Here is a 14,778-nt window from a genome sequence, read left to right on the forward strand (position 1 = left end):
GGGCTTGCGCCGGGGCGCGCAGCCGCGCCCCGGCCAGGCCTGGCCTCAGCCCGCGTCGCGCGTCACGCGAGCACCACGAGGAGGTCGTCCTTCTCCACCTTGTCGCCCTCCTTGAAGCGGACCTCGGCGACGGTGCAGTCCGCCTTCGCCTTCACGTTCGTCTCCATCTTCATCGCCTCGGTGACGAGCAGCACCGCGCCGGCCTTCACCGCCTCGCCGGGCTTCGCGTTCACCTTCACGACCTTGCCCGGCATGGGCGCGCCGACGTGGGCGGGGTTCCCGCGGTCCGCCTTCGGGCGGGCCTGACCGGCCTGCGCCGCGGCCTGGTCGCGCACGGTGATGGTGCGCGCCTCGCCGTTCAGCTCGAAGAAGAGATCGCGCGTGCCGTCCTTCTCGAGCTTGCCGACCGTCACCAGGCGCACGATGAGCGTCTTGCCGGGCTCGATCTCGATCGACGTCTCCTGCCCCGGCTCGAGCCCGTACAGGAACACCGGCGTGGGGACGACCGAGGTGTCCGAGAACTCGTCGCGGTGGCGGACGAGGTCCGGCCAGACGTTCGGGTAGAGCAGCCACGACACGAGCTGCTTGTCGTCCACGGGGACGCCGGCGCGCTCCGCCGCGCGCGCCCGCTCGCGCTCGAGGTCGGCGGGCTCGAGGAGCTCGCCCGGGCGGCGCGTGATGGGCTCCTGGCCCTTCAGGATCACCCGGCGCAGCTCCTCCGGGAACCCGCCGTGCGGCTGGCCGAGCATGCCCTTCGCGAGCCCGACCACCGACTCCGGGAAGGCGAGATCCTTGCCCTTCTCGGTGAAGAGGTCCTCGGGCTCGAGGCCGCTCTTCACGAGGAACATCGCCATGTCGCCGACGACCTTCGACGACGGCGTCACCTTGATGATGTCCCCGAAGAGCAGGTTCACCTTCCGGTACATGTCCTTGCACTCCTCCCACCGGTCGAGGAGGCCGAGCCCGGCCACCTGCGGCTTGAAGTTGGAGTACTGGCCGCCGGGGATCTCGTGGCGGTACACCTCGGCGGTCCCGCTGCGCAGCCCGGACTCGAACGGCGCGTACCACTCGCGCACCGTCTCCCAGTAGGCCGCGAGCTCCTGCAGCCCGTCCTCGTCGAGCGCCGGGTCCCGCTCCGCGCCGCGCAGCACCGCCGCGAGCGAGTTCAGGTTCGGCTGGGCGGTGAGGCCCGAGAGCGGGGCGAGCGCCGCGTCCACCACGTCGACGCCCGCGCGCGCCGCCTCGAGCAGGGTCGCGGCCGCGACGCCGGAGGTGTCGTGCGTGTGCAGGTGGACGGGGATGCCGACCGCCTCCTTGAGCGCCTTCACGAGCTTCGCCGCGGCGAAGGGCTTGAGGAGCCCGGCCATGTCCTTCACGGCGAGGAAGTGCGCGCCCATCCGCTCGAGCTCCTTCGCGAGCGCGACGTAGTAGTCGAGCGGGTACTTGTCACGGCGCGGGTCGGTGATGTCGCCCGTGTAGCAGAGCGCTGCCTCGAGCACGGCGTTCTTCTGCCGGCGCACCGCCTCGCAGGCGACCGTCATCCCCTTCGTCCAGTTGAGGGAGTCGAACACCCGGAAGACGTCCACCCCGCTCTTCGACGCCTCCTCCACGAACCGCTCGACCACGTTGTCCGGGTAGTTGGTGTAGCCGACCGCGTTCGAGCCGCGGAGGAGCATCTGGAAGAGGACGTTCGGGATCGCGGCGCGCAGCTTGTGGAGCCGGTCCCACGGATCCTCCTTGAGGAACCGCATCGACACGTCGAACGTCGCGCCGCCCCACAGCTCGAGCGAGAAGAGGCCGGCGGCGAGCCGCGCGGTGGCCGGGGCGATGCGCACGAGGTCGCCGGTGCGGACCCGGGTCGCGAGCAGCGACTGGTGCGCGTCGCGCATGGTCGTGTCCGTGAAGAGGAGCCGCTTCTCCTCGAGCGCCCAGCGCGCGAGCCCCTCGGGCCCGCGCTCGAGGAGGAGGTCGCGCGTGCCCCGGGGCGGCGCGCTCGTCACGTCCACCCTGGGGAGGCGCGGCTCGCGCAGCTCCGCCGAGCGGAGCGGCTTCGCGACGCCGGGCGAGCCGTTGACGACGACCTCGCTCAGGTAGCGGAGGAGCTTCGTGCCGCGGTCCTTCTTCACCGGGGCCTGCATGAGCTCCGGGTGCCCCTCGATGAAGGACGTGTCGCAGTCGCCGGCGAGGAACACCGGGTGGCGCGCCACGTTCTCCAGGAACGAGATGTTGGTCTTCACCCCTCGTACGCGGAACTCCTGGAGCGAGCGGTCCATCACGCGCGCCGCCGCGCCGAGCGTGAGCCCCCAGGTCGTGATCTTCACGAGCAGCGAGTCGTAGTGCGGGGTGATCACGGCGCCGGTGAAGGCGCTGCCCGCGTCGAGGCGCACGCCGAACCCGCCCGGCGAGCGGTACGCCTTCAGCACCCCGTAGTCCGGCGCGAAGCCGTTCTGCGGATCCTCGGTGGTGATGCGGCACTGGATGGCGAAGCCGCGGCGTTGCACGTCCTCCTGGCGCGCGATGCCGATCTCGGGGTCGGAGAGCCGCTTGCCCTGGGCGACGAGGAGCTGCGCCTGGACGAGGTTCCGGCCGGTGATGCTCTCGGTGACCGTGTGCTCCACCTGGATGCGCGGGTTCACCTCGATGAAGTAGTGGCGCCCCTCGCGGTCCACGAGGAACTCCACCGTGCCGGCGTTCCGGTACGCGACGCTGCGCGCGATCTTGAGCGCGTCCTCGCAGATCGTCGCGCGCTGCGCCTCGGAGAGCGAGAGCGAGGGCGCGAACTCGACGACCTTCTGGTGGCGGCGCTGGATCGAGCAGTCGCGCTCGAAGAGGTGGACGAGGTTCCCGTGGTGGTCGCCGAGGATCTGCACCTCGATGTGCTTGGGCCGCTCGATGTACCGCTCGAGGAAGACCGCCGGGTTCCCGAACGCCGCGCCCGCCTCGCTCCGCGCCGAGACGAGCCCCTCGACGAGCTCGCGCTGGTTGCGCGCGACGCGCATGCCGCGCCCGCCGCCGCCGGCGCTCGCCTTGATGATGATCGGGTAGCCGTGCTCGCGCGCGAAGACGAGGGCCTCCTCGTCGTGCTGGATCGGCTCGGCGGTGCCGGGCACCACCGGCACGCCGGCCGCCTGCGCCGCCTTGCGGCCGGCCACCTTGTCGCCGAGCCGGCGCTGCATCTCGGGCGTCGGCCCGACGAAGACGATGCCGGCGCGCCCGCACGCCTCCGCGAACTCGGCGTTCTCTGAGAGGAAGCCGTAGCCGGGGTGGATGGCGTCCACCTCGAGCCGCTTCGCGAGCGCGACGATCTCCTCGATGCCGAGGTACGCGTCGATGGGCTTCTTGCCCTTGCCGACGAGGTACGCCTCGTCCGCCTTGTAGCGGTGCAGCGAGAGCCGGTCCTCCTCCGAGTAGATCGCGATGGTCTGGATCCCGAGCTCGGTGCAGGCGCGGAAGATGCGGATGGCGATCTCGCCGCGGTTCGCGGCCATGACTCTCTTGAACGGGACGGGCATTGCGGCTCCTCGAAGCGAACGGTGGACGCCCACCCGTCGCGGCGGCGCGGGCGTCGGGGTCTCGGGTGTCGTTCGCTGCTGGCCGCCCGGGCCTGCTGGAGCAGGCGCGGTTGCGAGGAGGATCAAGTCGGGCTTGGCGAGCCTCGGCTCGGTCCAGCGCGTCCTACGTGCGGCAATGGAGCACACTTCGACGCGATGTGTCGAGGGGTCCGGAGCCCGGGCGGACGTGATTCTGGAATCGGGAGGTCGGGGTCGGGGTCGGGGTCGGGGTCGGGGTCGAGGTCGAGGTCGGGGTCGGGGTCGGGGTCGAGGTCGAGGTCGGGGTCGAGGTCGGGGTCGAGGTCGGGGTCCCGACCGGACGTCGTCGCTCCCCTCCCCTCACTTCCCCGCGCCAGCCGCTTGCGCGGGGGCGACCGCGGGCTTGTCCTCCGCCGCCTTCACCACCTGCCCCGGCGCGGGCGCGGCGACGGCGGTGCCGGCCTCGATCACCGGGCTCGTAGGCTGCCCCGCGGGCGCCGCCGTGGCAGGCGGGACGCACTCCGGGGCCTTGGCTGCGACGACCGGCTTCTGCGCGCGAGCGCGCTTCGCGGGCGTGGCCGTCGCGGGCTGCGAGGGCGCGCAGGCGAGGACCGTGGGCGGCGCGGGGGCGGCCCACGGCGTCGCGTTCGCGAACGCCACGGGCGCCGGCTGCGGGCTCGTGCTCTCCGACCGCTCCTTGCTGTCCAGCTGCGCGCGCCCGTCGCTCGAGGCGGTGGCGGTCGCGGTCGCGGGCGGGGACGCCTTCTTCGCGGCCTCGCCGAGCGCCGCGGCGAGCTGCTCGTGGCTCGCGTACAGCCGGTCGTGCTCGAGCTCGGAGCGCTTGCGCAGCGAGTCCCGGTCGCCGGCCACGTCGGCGAGCCGCTCCTTCGCGCCCGAGAGCCGGTCGTTCGCGGCGTCGAGCTTCTGCTTCAGCGCCTCGTTCTCGGCGAAGCCAGCGCGCGCGGCGTCGCTCGTGCACGCCGCGAGCACGTTCGTCTCGCGGTCCGCCGGCATCGGCTCACCGCGGCTCCACGCCGCGAGCGCCCGCATCTGCCAGCGGTAGTCCTCGCGGGCGACGCACTCCTGGACGAGGCGGGTGAGGCGGTCGTCGGACCAGGGCGAGGCGGTCCGCGCGCAGGGCCCGACCTCCTCCCGTACCTGGCCGAAGATCTTGTGGGTGCTGCGCACCCAGCAGCCGTCCCGCTGCGCCACCTTGACCGACGTGCACCCGCTCACCGCCGCGACGAGCACGATCGCTCCCAGAGCCCTCATGTGCGCCCCCCTCGTCCGACCCAGCCGGCAGCCGGCGATCATCTTAGGGAGCCGCCGGAAGCCCGGGCAGCGCTCGGACTCCGCGTGAGACGCGACGTGCCCCACCGCGGACGCGCAGACGCCGCGGGAGGGGAATTGTCGGCGCTGCTGCGGAGGCAGCGCCGCGCCATCGCCGCCCCGAGGAGCGGCCATGCCGCCGGCCGCTAGGCGCTCCGCCTGGCGAGGTAGCGGCCGAGCTCGAGGTCGGACTGGCCCACGTGCGTCTCCAGCCACTCCGCCAGCCACCGGCCGACGCGGAACGGCACGGCGCCCTGGCCGCGCGCGAGCTCGCCCGCGATCTGGGCGAGGTCCGCCACGAAGCGATCGTGCTCGGCCTTGTGCCGCACGAACCCGGGGTAGCGGGTCTCGCGCATCCAGGTCTCCTCGAGCCCGAAGTGCGTGACGGCGTGGCCGTGGAGGTACTGGACGAGCTCGACGACGTCGGCGCGCTCGCCCGCGTCGAGCGCGTCGACGACGCGGGCGGCGCGGAGGAACAGCTCCTGGTGCTGCGCGTCGATCTCGGAGACGCCGACGGCGAGGGCGTGAGTCCACTGGATGGCCATTCGTGGTGTTCCTCGTTCCTGTCTCTTTCCCCGCCGGGCGCGAGATTCCCCTGAAGGCGGGAGCCTCGCCAGCCCGCGGACAGGGGACGGGGCGACGGGCGTCGGAAAACCTGCTACCTTGGGGTGCTTCACATGCAGCACCCCATCCTCGAAGCCGCGCTCGCCCCCTCTCCCGCAGTCCGGGAGATCCCCTTCAACTACACGTCCGCCGACGACCGGGCGGCGATCTCCCAGCTCCTCGGCCCGGAGCTGTGGGCGAGGCTCGAGGAGCTCCGCAGCCTCCGCGTCACCGGGCGCAGCGCGCGCCTGCTGATGCGGTTCTTCGGCGAGCTGCTCATCCACCGGCGGAACGCGTTCCTCTTCCAGGAGCTCGTGGACTCGGGGACGCGCCGGCGCCGGTTCTTCCGCAACATCGAGAAGGACCTCGGCATCGTCGGGCGGAACGCCAACGGGGAGCCGCGGGTGGCGGAGGTGCTCGGCGCCTGCCGGAAGCTGCTCGCCGAGTTCCGCGCGGACGTCGAGGGCGCGGGCGACCTGCGCGGCCGCATGGTGCGGATGCTCGGCGCGGTGGTCGGCAAGGACAACGTCCTCTTCGATCCGTTCACGCTCGTCTCGCACGCGACCGACGCGACCGACTGGCGCCTCCACCTCCCGGTCGCCGTCGTGATGCCCGACGACGAGCGGCAGGTCGCGCCGCTCCTCGCCGCCATCGCCGGGCTCGGCCTCAAGGCGATCCCGCGCGGCGCCGGCACCGGCCTCACCGGCGGCGCGGTCCCGCTCCGGCCCGGCTGCGTCGTCGTGAACACCGAGAAGCTGAACCGCATCCGCGGCGTGTCGGAGCGGTCCTTCCGGCTCGGCGACGGCCGCGAGGCGGTCGCGAAGGTGGTCGAGCTCGAGGCGGGGGTCGTCACCGAGCGCGCGATGGAGCACGCCGCCGAGCGCGGCCTCGTGTTCGCGACGGACCCGACGAGCGCGTGGGCCTGCACCATCGGCGGCAACATCGCGGAGAACGCCGGCGGCAAGGACTGCGTCCTGTGGGGCACCTGCATCGACAACCTGGTGTCGTGGCGGATCGCGATGCCCTCCGGCCGCCAGTGGACGGTGCGGCGCGTCGATCACCGGCTGCGCAAGATCCTGCCCGAGGACCCGGTAACGTTCGACGTCCTCGAGGACGACGGCCGCCTGGTGAAGCGGATCGCCCTCACCGGCGCCGAGATCCGCAAGAAGGGGCTCTGGAAGGACATCACCAACAAGGCGCTCGGCGGCGTCCCCGGCCTGCAGAAGGAGGGCACCGACGGCGTCATCACCTCCGCCGAGTTCGTCCTCTACCGCGAGTACGAGGCCAAGCGGACGCTGTGCCTCGAGTTCTTCGGGCCCGACTTCGACGAGGCCTCGCGCGTCATCCTCCAGCTCGCCCGGGCGTTCCCCTTCCCCGACGGCGGCAAGGAGGCCCTCTCCGCGCTGGAGCACTTCGACGACGAGTACGTCCGCGCCATCGACTACAAGGTGAAGGCGCCGCGCCCGGAGACGCCGAAGGCGGTGCTGCTCGTGGACGTGGTCGGCCACTCGGCCGAGGAGGCCGCGCGCGGGGTGGACCGGATGCGGCGCATCCTCGACGAGCACCCGAACACCGAGCTCTTCGAGGCGCGCGACGCGGCGGAGGCGAAGCGCTTCTGGGCCGACCGCAAGAAGCTCGGCGCCATCGCCCGCCGGACGAACGCCTTCAAGATGAACGAGGACGTCGTCCTCCCGCTCGAGGCGCTCGCCGAGTTCGCCCGCTTCATCGAGGCCACGAACGTCGAGGAGGAGCGGCACGCGCAGGGGCGGTTCGTGGAGCGCGCGGAGGAGATCCTGCGCCTCGCCCCGCCACCCAAGGACGACCCCGAGTGGCTCGCGCGAAAGATCCCGGCCGCGCTCGCGCGCTGCGCCGCGGCGCGGCCGGCGCTCGCCGGCGCTGACGCGCGCGCGCTCCGCGCGCTCGAGCCGATCGAGGCGCTCCGGCGCGATCTCGCCCAGCTCGTCCGCGGCTACGCCGGGCTCCTCGCCACGCTCGACAAGGCGCACCGCGAGGTGCGCGACCGGCTCGTCGTGCTCGCGACCCACATGCACGCCGGCGACGGCAACGTGCACGTGAACGTGCCGGTGCTCTCGAACGACCGGCCGATGCTCCGCCGCGCCGAGGAGGTCATCGACGCCGTGATGGCCCGGGTGATCGCGCTCGGCGGCGTCGTCTCCGGCGAGCACGGCATCGGCGTCACGAAGCTCAAGTACCTCGAGCCCGAGCGCATCCGGGAGCTCGCCGCCCACCGCCGCGAGGTCGATCCGGGCGGGCTCATGAACCCCGGCAAGCTCGAGGACCTCGACGTCCTCGACCAGGTGTTCACGCCCTCCTTCAACCTCCTCGAGCTCGAGGCGCGCATCCTCCAGCACGGGCAGCTCGAGGCGCTCGCGAAGGCCATCGCGCACTGCGTCCGCTGCGGCAAGTGCAAGGCGGACTGCTGCGTCTACCACCCCGCGCGCGGGATGTTCTTCCACCCCCGCAACAAGAACCTCGCCATCGGCGCGCTCATCGAGGCGCTCCTCTACGACGCGCAGCGCGAGCGCTCGACGCAGTTCGAGCTCCTCCGCTGGCTCGAGGAGGTGGCGGACCACTGCACCATCTGCCACAAGTGCGCGAAGCCCTGCCCGGTGGACATCGACTCGGGCGAGGTGTCGGTCCTCGAGCGCGAGATCCTCGCGAGCTGGGGCTACAAGCGCACCACCGCGGCGACGGCCGCGACGCTCGCCTACCTCGACAGCCGCTCGCCGGCCGCGAACGCCGCGTTCCACGGCGGCTTCGTGCGGCTCGGCGGCGCGGTCCAGCGCGCCGCCTGCGCCATCGCCGCGCCGCTCCAGCCCGCCGACGCGCGCCGCGCCCCGTACGCCCTCCAGGTGCTCCGCTCGCCGGTGCCCCCGATCCCCGCCGAGACGCTCCGCGACGTGCTCCCGCCCTGCGAGCAGGACCAGGTGCTCGTGCTCGAGCCGGAGGACGGGGACGCGAAGCGGAGCGTCTTCTACTTCCCGGGCTGCGGCTCGGAGCGGCTGTACTCGCACGTCTCCATGGCGGCGCTCCACGTGCTGGTCTCGCTCGGCGTGCGGGTCGTCGTCCCGCCGCCGTTCCTGTGCTGCGGCTTCCCCGCCCACGCGAACGCGAAGGCGGAGCAGCACTCCCGGACCGTGCTGCGCGACACCATCCTCTTCAGCCAGATCCGCGAGATGTTCAGCTACCTCGCCTTCGACGGCTGCGTGGTCACCTGCGGCACCTGCCGCGAGGGGCTCGAGGCCATGGAGGCGGAGAAGCTCTTCGGCGGGCGCATCGTCGACGTCGCGCGCTACGCCGCCGAGCGCGGGCTCTCGCTCTCGGCGGCCGCGCCGGGTGCGGCGCCGGTCCTCTACCACGCGCCCTGCCACGACTCGCTCGACGGCGAGGCGGGCGCGGTCCTGGGGCGCATCGGCGGGTTCGGCAAGCTCGAGGCGGTGCCGCACTGCTGCTCGGAGGCGGGGACGCTCGCCCTCTCCAGGCCCGACATCACGGACGCCATGCTCCACCGCAAGCGCGAGGCGATCGCCGAGGCGCTCGACGGCCGGCCGCGAGGCGCGGTGGTGCTGACGAACTGCCCCTCCTGCGTGCAGGGCCTCGGGCGCAACGCGGCGCTCGGCGTCGAGCCGAAGCACCTCGCCGTCGCGCTCGCCGAGCGGCTCTCCGGAGCGGAGTGGCGCGAGAAGTTCCGCGCGCAGGCCGCGCGAGCCGCGGCCGTGCACTTCTAGACGGGGGCTGCGCCCCCGCCCCGCCGAGCGAAGCTCGTCGGGGCCCCACCCCTGCTCGGCGGGGCCCGTGAACGGTCGCGCCCGCTGCGCGGGTTCGCGACCGTTCCCCGCCGGGAGGGACTGCGTCCCTCCCCGTCGCTCCGCGACGGGGCCCCTCCCTGCGGGGCTGGCCGGTCACGCCGCATGAGCCTCTGCCCTGGCCGCCCGGCGCAGTGTCTCGCGCAGGAGCCCGCCGACGTCGAGGGTCAGCGCCACCCGGCCGTTGCCGAGGATGGACGACCCCGAGACGCCGACGACGCCGGCGAACATCCGCCCGAGCGGCTTCACCACCGTGGAGCACTCGCCGTGGAGCGCGTCGACGGCCACGCCGGCGGTGTGCGCGCCGTGCCGGACCACCACCACGTTCTCGCGCGCCGGGCGCGCGCCGCCCAGGGCGAAGTGGTCGCGCAGGCGGAGGTAGGGGAGCGGGGCCCCGCGCACGTTCAGGATCCCGCAGGGCGCGCCCGTGGCGCTCTCCTCCACCGGCAGCTCGAGGCACTCCACGACGGAGTCGAGCGGGAGGACGAAGGTCTCCTCGGCGACGCCCACCTTGAAGCCCTGGATGATCGCGAGCGTGAGCGGGACCCGGATCGTGATCTCCGTGCCTGCGCCCGGAGCGCTCCGGATCGCGACCGACCCGCGGAGCGCCTCGACGTTGCGGCGGACGACGTCCATGCCGACCCCGCGTCCCGAGAGCTCCGTCACGGCGTCCGCGGTGGAGAAGCCGGGCTCGAACACGAGCCGGGCGGCCTCCTCGTCCGAGACCCGCGCCGCGTCCGGCGCGAGCCCCTGCGCGACGGCGCGCGCCGCGATGCGCGCGCGGTCGAGGCCGGCGCCGTCGTCCGAGACCTGGATCACCATGCTCCCCGCCTCGTGGAAGGCGCGCAGCACCACGGTCCCGATCGGCGCCTTGCCGCGCGCGCGCCGGACGTCGGGCGGCTCGATGCCGTGGTCGAGGGCGTTCCGGACCATGTGCGTGAGCGGGTCGCGGATGTGCTCGATGACGGCGGTGTCCACCTCGACGTCCTCGCCCTCGACGACCAGGCGGGCGCGCTTCGCGAGCGCGGTCGCGGCGTCGCGCACGGTGCGCGCGTGAGGGTGGAACGTCGGCCCGATCGGCACCATCCGGGCCTTCATGATGAGCTCCTGCAGGTCCTGGTAGAGCCGGTCCGCCTCGCGGTGGGCCTCGAGGAGCTGCTCCGCCCCCGCGCCGGCGCGCTGCTCGAGGAGCTCCCCGAGCCGGCCGCGCGCGACGGCGATCTCGCCCGAGAGGTCGAGCATCCGGTCGAGCTTCGTCACGTCGACGCGCAGCGTGCGCGCGCTCGCGTGGGAGGTGCCGGCCGGCTCGTACGCGTCACCCGCGCCGCGGCCGGTGCCGTCCGGCGAGCGAGGCGCCCCGGGGTCGGACCCGGCGGCCTGCGCGGCGGCGGCCAGGCGGCGCCGGAACGCGAGCGCCGCAGGGGGCACCTCCGCGGCGCCGGCCGCGGCCGCCCCGAGCGAATCGCGGAGCACGTCGACGGAGCGGAGGAGGAGCGTGACGAGCGCGTCGGTGACGCCGAGGCTCCGCCCGCGGAGCCGCTCGAGCACGTCCTCGAGATCGTGGGCGAGCTCCCGGACGCCGTCGAAGCCGACGAGCGCGGCGCCGCCCTTCACGGTGTGCGCGTCGCGGAAGAGCGCGTGCAGGATGGCCTCGTCGCCGGGGCGCGCCTCGAGCGCGACGAGCGCCTGCTCCATGCGCCCGAACGTCTCCTCGGCCTCGGCGAGGAACGTCTGCACGAGGAGGTCCCGGTCGATGCCGAGCTCGTCCATGTCTCCTCCGTCGCCGCTCACAGGTGGCGAACCCACGCGGTGCCCTCGTCCACGACGAAGATCAGCTTGCGCCCCCGCGAGCCGCCGACGTCCTGGTCGAGCACCGGGACGCGGGCCTCCTCGAGGAGGCGCAGCGCGAGCTCCACGTTCTCCCCGCCGAGGTTGCGGGAGCCGCGGAACGCGCCGATGACGCTCGCGCCGCCGAACACCTTGGCGACGAGCGAGGCGCGCGCCGCGCCCGCGCGGACGACCGCGTCCAGGAGCTCGGGCACGGCGACGTTGCCGAAGCGTGCCGAGCGCTCGCGGCCCACCGGGTGAGGCAGGAGGAAGTGGTTCATGCCGCCGACGCCGCTCGAGGGATCGTGCAGGCACACGGCCACGCACGAGCCGAGCACGGTGGTGATCGCGGTCCGGGTCGCGGCGGTCGCGAGCTGGCCGGCGTGCAGGTAGACCTGCGCGCGGCCGGCGAGGTCCGGCGCGGCGGGGTTCGGCCGCTCGGGGAGGATGGCGGTGGGAGCCGTCACGCGCGCTCGCGGCCTCGAGCGTCCCGCGGCGCGCGCAGCGTGAGCGCGAGGCCGGCGTGCGCGGAGAGGAGATCGAAGACCGCGTGGTCCTGCTCGTCGAGGACCGGCTTGTGGCCGAGGAGCCGCCAGATGGCGATCGCGCCCACGGTCGCGTCGCCGGCGCGGAGCGGGATGCAGGCGGAGAGCTCCGGGTCGCACGCCTCGGGGGCGGGATCGCGACCCGCGATCCAGGCGGCGCCGGTCGCCGCGGTCCGGCCGATGATCCCCTCGCCGACCGCGACGGTGTGGATGGGCCCGGGGTCCACGCCGAACGCCTTCAGGAGGTCGAGCGAGTCGCCGTTCCGCTCGAACAGCGCGAGCTCCTCCGACCCCACGACGTTGATGACGATCTCCTGCACCGCCGCGACGACGTCCGCGCGCGAGCGCCCGCCGTGCAGCCGCTCCAGCGCGACGAAGAGCTGCGCGAGCTCCGTCGTCCGCTCCTGCGCGGCGACGTAGTCGTCGGAGAGCCTCCGCTGCTCGGCCTCGAGCTCGTCCACCCGCGCGCGAAGCCGGTCGCGCTCCACGCTCGCGTGCGTGATCGCCTCGCGCGCCAGCGCGAGCTCGCTCGCGAGCCGCCGGCGCTCGAGCTCGCCCGTCTCGGGGGGCGCGCTCCGCGACGGCACCGGCGTCGCGGCCTCGGAGGCGAGCCGCTGCTGCTCGGAGCGGAGCGAGGAGATCACCTCGCGCAGGCGCTCGCTCATCTTCTGGAGATCCTGGCCGGCGCCGGCGGGCGGCGCGGGAGGGGTCCGGTCGCGGGGGGGATGATCGGCCATGGGAGGCGCTCGCTACTGCCCGAGGCAGCTGCGCACCTTGGCGAGCAGCTCGAGGCCGTTGATGGGCTTCGTGACGTAGTCGTTGCAGCCGCTCGCGTAGCCCGACTCGACGCTCGCGAGCTCGCCGCGCGTCGTGACCATGATGACGGGGATCTCGCGGGTGTCCTCCTGCTGGCGCAGCTTCCGGCAGGCCTCGAACCCGTCCATGCGCGGCATCACCACGTCCATCAGGATGAGATCCGGGCGCTCGGAGATCGCCTTCTCGACGCCCTCGGCGCCGTCCTTCGCGGTCACGACCTCGTAGGCATGCTTAGACAGGATCATCCGCTCCATGAGGAGCACCGTGGACGAGTCGTCGACGAGCAGGATCTTCTTCCGGTCCATCACGGGAGGCCTCCGCGCGCGAGCTGCGAGGTCCCGAGCAGGTGCAAGCGCGGCACCACCGCGCGGGGTGGGTGCCGTGCGCACGCGGGGCCCCAGCGGCGCCTGGAGCGACGCGCCGTGTGGGTTCGACCTTTTCCCGAGAATCGGCGCCCGCGTGCGTGCGCGCCCGCCCGGGCGAGCGCGCGATGGCGACGTACCGTGAACGAGGCACCCGGTCGCCTCCGCGCGCGACACCGGGCGGACCCGTGCTCGCGGGTGTCCGGGGCCCCGGGTTCGGTGAGCCCGGGCCGTGCGCCGCGGCGCGGCGGGGGCGGGCGCGCGGGAGCCGGACGGCCGGAGCGCGGACGCGCGCGGCCTGCGCAACCGGCCGGGATCACGCGGGGATGCACCGGCGCGGACCGTGCTCACGCGCGCGTCATGACCACGCTCCCCCTCGCCGTCGCCGCCGCGCTCGCCGCGGCCCCACGTGCCGCCTCCACCCTCGATCCCGCGCCCGCGCGCGAAGTCGCCTCCACGGACGCCGCCGCCGAAACCAGGGCACTTCGGGCCCTCGCGCTCCTCTCGGCGGGAGAGCCGAGCATCGCGGAGGTGCAGGCCGCCGCCGCGCTCGCCGCGGACTCGGAAGCCCCCGGCGCCGCGGGCTTCGCCCGGCGCGCCCGCCTCGCCGCGCTGCTCCCGCGCCTCACCGCCGAGTACCAGCGCGACGAGCGCAGCCATCGCGTCGTCGGCCTGCAGGGCTCGGGCGAGGTGGACTACCTGCGGCTCGCACCGGGCCACGCCGTCACGTTCCGCGCCACCTGGGACCTCGGCGGCCTCGTCGCCGCGACGGGTGAGGTCGCCGCCGCCGCGGAGGCGACCGCGCGCGCCCGCGCTCGCGCGGAGGCGGTGAAGCGCGCCACCGCCGTCTACTACGAGCGGCGCCGCCTCCGGCTCGCGCTGCTCCTCGAGCCGCCCGGCACCGCGCTCGCGCGCGCGCAGGCGGAGCTCGAGATCGACCGCCTCGGCGCCGAGCTCGACGCGCTCGTCTCCGGCCGCGGGCCGCGGGGGCAGCCGTGAGGCGCGCCGCGCTCCTCCTGCTCGCCGTCGCGTGCGGCCTGCCCGATCCGTCCCCGTTCGTCCGCGTGGAGGGCGGCGCGCCGGAGGGCGCGGGCGTCGCCCCGGAGGCGGTCGCGGCGGAGTTCCGCTTCACGGGGCCGATCGCGCCCGAGGGGATCCTGGACGGTGGACGGCTGGTGCTCGTCCCCGCGGCCGACCTGCGCGAGGCGCTCGACGCCGTCGAATCCGACGGGGGCGCCGCGGGGCTCGCCGCGCGCGTGCCGGCGGCGGTCTCTCTCGCCGACGGCGGCCGGCGCGCGGTGCTCACGCCCGTCGGGCCGCTGCGCGCCCTCGCGCCCTACGCGCTCGTGCTCTCGTCGCGCGTGCACGCCGCCGACGGACGCACGGTGCTCGACGCCGAGGGCCGCAGGCGGCCGTCCGTCGTCGGCTTCGAGACGGCGCGCGCGGCCGGGCCGCCGCCGCGGCCGGTCCTCACCGAGGTGCGGGCGGACGCCGCGACGCCCGAGGCGGGCGGGGAGTACGTGGAGATCGCGAACCGCGGGGCGGGCCCGCTCGACCTCTCCGGCTGGCGCCTCGCGAAGCGCTCGGCGACCGGGGCGCTGTCGTCGTGCACCGTGAGCGCGCGGCCCGAGGATGCGGTCGCGGCGGGCGCCGTGGCGCTCGTCGTGGGCGGCGCGTATGACGGGCGGTACGCGGTGCCGGCCGCGGCGCGAGTGCTCGCCTGCGGGGCGACCGCGCTCCTCGGCGGCATCGCCAACGATCGCCCGCCGGACCTCCTCCTCCTCGATCCCGCCGGCGCGGTCGTCTCCACCTTCGGCGCGGGCGGCGGGGCGCCGATCTGCCCCGCAGCGGCGGAGCGGATCGACGTGGACGGCCCGGACGTCGCGGAGAACCTGGCCTGCGCCGGGGGCGAGGGGACGCCGGGCGAGTGATCCGCCCC

10 protein-coding genes are annotated in these 14,778 nt (G+C 74.5%); 3 read left to right on the forward strand and 7 right to left on the reverse strand.

Features of this window, described 5'->3' with window-relative positions; all coding sequences use genetic code 11:
- Positions 1-62: 62 nt before the first annotated feature.
- The 3 genes from MNY62_RS02825 to MNY62_RS02835 form a co-directional block, all read right to left on the reverse strand.
- Positions 63-3,512, reverse strand: a complete 3,450-nt coding sequence (locus MNY62_RS02825; RefSeq protein WP_242342579.1) for a pyruvate carboxylase — start codon at positions 3,510-3,512, stop codon at positions 63-65.
- 378 nt (positions 3,513-3,890) lie between these two features.
- Entirely contained in the window at positions 3,891-4,802 is a 912-nt protein-coding gene (locus tag MNY62_RS02830; RefSeq protein WP_242342580.1) for a hypothetical protein, read from the reverse strand.
- A gap of 203 nt (positions 4,803-5,005) precedes the next feature.
- Positions 5,006-5,404 carry a bacteriohemerythrin gene (locus tag MNY62_RS02835; RefSeq protein WP_242342581.1) on the reverse strand — a complete coding sequence of 133 codons (399 nt, stop codon included), beginning with the start codon at positions 5,402-5,404 and terminating at the stop codon, positions 5,006-5,008.
- A 132-nt stretch (positions 5,405-5,536) separates the two neighbouring features.
- Between MNY62_RS02835 and MNY62_RS02840 the strand changes: the two genes are divergently transcribed.
- On the forward strand, positions 5,537-9,211 hold the full coding sequence (locus MNY62_RS02840) for a DUF3683 domain-containing protein (RefSeq protein ID WP_242342582.1): 3,675 nt from the start codon (positions 5,537-5,539) through the stop codon (positions 9,209-9,211).
- 174 nt (positions 9,212-9,385) lie between these two features.
- Here MNY62_RS02840 and MNY62_RS02845 read toward each other — a convergent pair whose 3' ends face one another.
- The 4 genes from MNY62_RS02845 to MNY62_RS02860 are packed head-to-tail and all read right to left on the reverse strand — an operon-like array spanning position 9,386 to position 12,782.
- Positions 9,386-11,059 carry a chemotaxis protein CheA gene (locus MNY62_RS02845; RefSeq protein WP_242342583.1) on the reverse strand — a complete coding sequence of 558 codons (1,674 nt, stop codon included), beginning with the start codon at positions 11,057-11,059 and terminating at the stop codon, positions 9,386-9,388.
- A gap of 17 nt (positions 11,060-11,076) precedes the next feature.
- Positions 11,077-11,583, reverse strand: coding sequence for a chemotaxis protein CheD (locus MNY62_RS02850; protein WP_332842097.1), 507 nt, complete (start codon positions 11,581-11,583; stop codon positions 11,077-11,079).
- On the reverse strand, positions 11,580-12,398 hold the full coding sequence (locus MNY62_RS02855) for a GAF domain-containing protein (RefSeq protein ID WP_242342584.1): 819 nt from the start codon (positions 12,396-12,398) through the stop codon (positions 11,580-11,582). Before MNY62_RS02855 ends, MNY62_RS02850 begins: the two co-directional genes overlap by 4 nt.
- 12 nt (positions 12,399-12,410) lie before the next feature.
- A complete protein-coding gene (locus MNY62_RS02860; protein ID WP_242342585.1) occupies positions 12,411-12,782 on the reverse strand; it encodes a response regulator in 372 nt (123 codons plus the stop codon).
- Between the two features lie 417 nt (positions 12,783-13,199).
- On the opposite strand from MNY62_RS02860, the gene MNY62_RS02865 reads away from it, so the two are divergent.
- Both MNY62_RS02865 and MNY62_RS02870 read left to right on the forward strand, forming a co-directional pair.
- Entirely contained in the window at positions 13,200-13,838 is a 639-nt protein-coding gene (locus MNY62_RS02865; RefSeq protein WP_242342586.1) for a hypothetical protein, read from the forward strand.
- Positions 13,835-14,770 carry a lamin tail domain-containing protein gene (locus tag MNY62_RS02870; RefSeq protein ID WP_242342587.1) on the forward strand — a complete coding sequence of 312 codons (936 nt, stop codon included), beginning with the start codon at positions 13,835-13,837 and terminating at the stop codon, positions 14,768-14,770. Before MNY62_RS02865 ends, MNY62_RS02870 begins: the two co-directional genes overlap by 4 nt.
- The last annotated feature ends 8 nt before the right edge of the window (positions 14,771-14,778 follow it).

Origin of the sequence: Anaeromyxobacter terrae (assembly GCF_022690685.1) — a bacterium.
Lineage (GTDB): Bacteria > Myxococcota > Myxococcia > Myxococcales > Anaeromyxobacteraceae > Anaeromyxobacter > Anaeromyxobacter terrae.